This is a genomic window from Verrucomicrobiota bacterium, assembly GCA_037139415.1.
Taxonomy (GTDB): domain Bacteria; phylum Verrucomicrobiota; class Verrucomicrobiia; order Limisphaerales; family Fontisphaeraceae; genus JBAXGN01.
This window is the reverse complement of record JBAXGN010000338.1, coordinates 1-3,199: the sequence shown is the minus strand read 5'-3', so window position 1 is coordinate 3,199 and position 3,199 is coordinate 1. Positions and strand designations below refer to the sequence as shown.

Here is a 3,199-nt window from a genome sequence, read left to right as displayed (position 1 = left end):
TGACTTCTCCGCTGAGCACAGCGAACTGACATCCTCGGGGCGTATCGAATTGCGAGAAACTACTGGAATCCAGGGCGGGCATCGAGGTCGCGACAGCGGAGCACCACAGGAATCCAAGTCACCGTGAATCGCGGAATCCGCATCGAATGGCGCGTCAGCGGGGGCGCTCCAGAAAGCGAGTCAGCTCTGGTGTCCACAGTGCGTATCGGTCGGCGCGGCAGCGGGGGCGTATCGAACTGCAAGAAACTACTGAAATCCATGGCGGGTATCGAGGTCGCGGCAGCGGAGCACCTCTGGAGTCCAGACACTGTGAATCGCGGAATCCGCATCAAATGGCGCGCGAGCGGGGGCGCTCCAGAAAGCGAGTCAGCTCTGGTGTCCACAGTGCGTATCAGTCGGCGCGTCAGCGGGGGCGTATCGAACTGCGAGAAACTACTGGAATCCATAGCGGGCATCGTGGTCGCGGCAGCGAGGGCGCTTCAGAAAGCGAACTAGCTCTGGTGTTCACAGTGCGTTTCGGTCGACGCGCCAGCGGTACGCTCTGGAAATCCACAGACCATCATCCGTATCAGGTATGCGCAAGGCGGGCCCCTGAGTGCCGGTTGCGGCAGCACCCGGCACGAAGGGGGCCGCCGCAGCAACAGGCTGAAGCTACAGGTATCCGAAGCTGGAAAGGTCAAGGCCTACCCCCGGAACACCTGTTGCGAAGCATCAGGTGTGGAGGGGGTAGGCCGTGCCGTGTGGTGTGCCGTGGGTGTGCCGTGTGAAGAGCCTGAAAGTGTGAAACGGCAGAGCAAGCAGTTGAAAGACTGCAATGACTCCAAGGACAGCAAGGACTGAGACTGATAGGACGGATGGGACTAATGGGAAGGCGTTTCCCCGGAACACCGGTTGCGTAGCATCCGGTGTGGAGGGGAACGCCTGACCACGTGTGGTGTGGCGCGGTCGTGCAAACAGTTACCTCAGCCGACTGGGCCAAATTACAGCAGTAAAAGAAGCGTCGCTATAGTAAGCTAAACAATTACCTTCTCAGCGTGTATCTTTTTCAATTCCGGCGCAAAGAGAAACTCATAAGTCGCGTTCTTCGTTGCGATCAGCACTATGAAGATCGCCTTTCCTGCGTCAATGGTTTCCAAGAACCGAAGGACTGAATCGGCATAGGAGACGTAACTAGAGTTTTCATCGTTTTGCGCAAGGCCTCGCCGAATCCGAAGGGCTCGCTTGAAGTTTTCAGGGTCTTTCATTTGGTGAATTCCCACCGATTCAGGTACGGGACGTCCCATCTCTTCGACCTTTTCTTTGGCCGGAGAATTGGCCATTAACAATTTGGTAAGACCACTATCATCTCTGCAAAGCGGCATGGCCGCTGTCAAAGCCAATGATCTGAATTCATTCCACACAAACATAAATCAATGCACCCTTTCAACGCCATATACGGTGCTCTCGATGAGAACCTCTCTCTCGTTGGGCAGCCGCGAAAATGTTGAAGCATCAATGGTCCGGTTCGGAATCGCGTTACGGCTAACACTAAAAATAGCTCCGTCATTACCCGCAAATCTCCTAGCCACGTTGATATCCGTGGTCCATGAAGTGTATGGACTGCTGGTTATTCCTTCATTCACATGGAGGTATGCTGATGCGCTGCCACCACGCGGCACAATTGCACCTCCAGCAGCTTGTTGAATGTCATGCACGGAACCTTGGGCTACTCCGCGATATAGAACTTGTCCTTCCTTCGCGGTGGAATAAAACCGGCTGGCCGCAGCCCCTTCTGGATTCACGACGGCAAGCATAATACCTGCGGACATGATGGCAGGATTTTGCGGATCATAGTATCCCGCGCTGGCCGCACTGCCGCGCGCATTGTAGCAATCTTGGGCCATGCTGCGGAAACCTTGGCCAAGGTTCGCACCTGTTCCGGTGACGTCGCCCAGCATATCCAGCGCGGCACCAACGGCTTCATGGCCCACCCCCCCGATAGTTGCCGCCATGTCGTTAACCTGATCATACGCCCAGCCTGCGGCCGTACCAACACCTGCCTTCAGCCATGACCATGCACTACCCTCGCCTACGGCACCCAGCCCAAACGGATCAATCAAACTGACTGGGTTGCCATCCGCATAGGCGTAATGGTTCAACCCACCCGAGAATCCGGACGGGTCCGGATTGAGAAACCGGCATATATACGGGTTGTAATACCGCGCCCGCATGTACAGCAAGCCGTTGGGATCGGTTTGCACCCCATAGCGCCCGTTGAACAGGAACAGGGTATCCGTGTTGCCGCTCCGGTAGGTAGTCGTTCCGTAAGCGGAGTATTCCACGCGGTCCGTCACATTGCCGCTGTCATCGGTGATGGCAACCGTGCTGCCCCGGTAATTGTAATGGTAGGTCTTGGTGTTTCCGGCGTCATCCGCCTCGTAAAGCAGGCCCAGACCATAGACGTAATAGTTCGTCACGCCACTTTTCACCCGCATCAGCACCTGGGACAGCGCCGCGTTGGGGTCCACCACCAGGCGCGTGATGTTGGTGCCATTGGTGACCGCGACCCGGTTGCCTGCCGGATCGTAGGTGTAGTCCAGCCCACCCGCCGTTACCAGCCGGTTGCGGGCGTCGTACGTGTAACTCACCAGTGTGTTATTGGTGAGCGGGCCGGTGATCAGGTTGCCATCCAAATCGTAACTGACGTTTTGTCCGTTAAACGTGGCAATCCGGTTGTCGTCATCATAGGTCATGGACCGCGTGGGCGGAGTCGCGCCATGCGGCAGCGGCGCGGCAAATTCCCAATCCATTCGCGCGGCGGCATTCCAGCCAAACTTGAACAGGGCAATCGGGGTTCCCGAGGCCGTCCGCTCCAAGATGTTGGTAGTCTGCCCGGCGGCGTCATAGCCCATCTCCCGCACCGTCCCGTTGGGTCGCGTGATCCGCTTTACCCGGCTGGCCAGATCATACTCGATGCCGGTCTTGCGGCTGGCCCAATCCGTAACGTTGGTCAGCCGGTTCAGGCTGTCAAACGCGTAACTCACCGTCTTCCCCCCCGGATACACCAGGTTTGTCACGTTGCCGTTGGCATCGCTGCGGTACTGGATCAAATTTCCATCGGCATCCTTGTACGTGGCCACGCGGTCATACGCGTCGAATGTCCAGGCGTTGGTCTTGCCCGCCTGCACCACATTCGTGCGGTTATTGTTGGCGTCGTAAC

The 3,199-nt window shown here is 57.3% G+C and carries 2 protein-coding genes; both read right to left on the bottom strand.

What is annotated here, in order from left to right; translation table 11 throughout:
• Window positions 1-1,013: 1,013 nt before the first annotated feature.
• A complete protein-coding gene (locus WCO56_29360; protein ID MEI7733710.1) occupies window positions 1,014-1,406 on the bottom strand; it encodes a hypothetical protein in 393 nt (130 codons plus the stop codon).
• Window positions 1,407-1,409: 3 nt separating this feature from the next.
• Window positions 1,410-3,199: RHS repeat-associated core domain-containing protein (locus WCO56_29355; GenBank protein ID MEI7733709.1), on the bottom strand; the 1,790-nt coding region annotated here is incomplete at its 5' end.

Coding starts and splice junctions, on each gene's coding strand:
- WCO56_29360 (MEI7733710.1), bottom strand. CDS start 1,406: ATGTTTGTGTGGAATGAATTCAGATCATTGGCTTTGACAGCGGCCATG.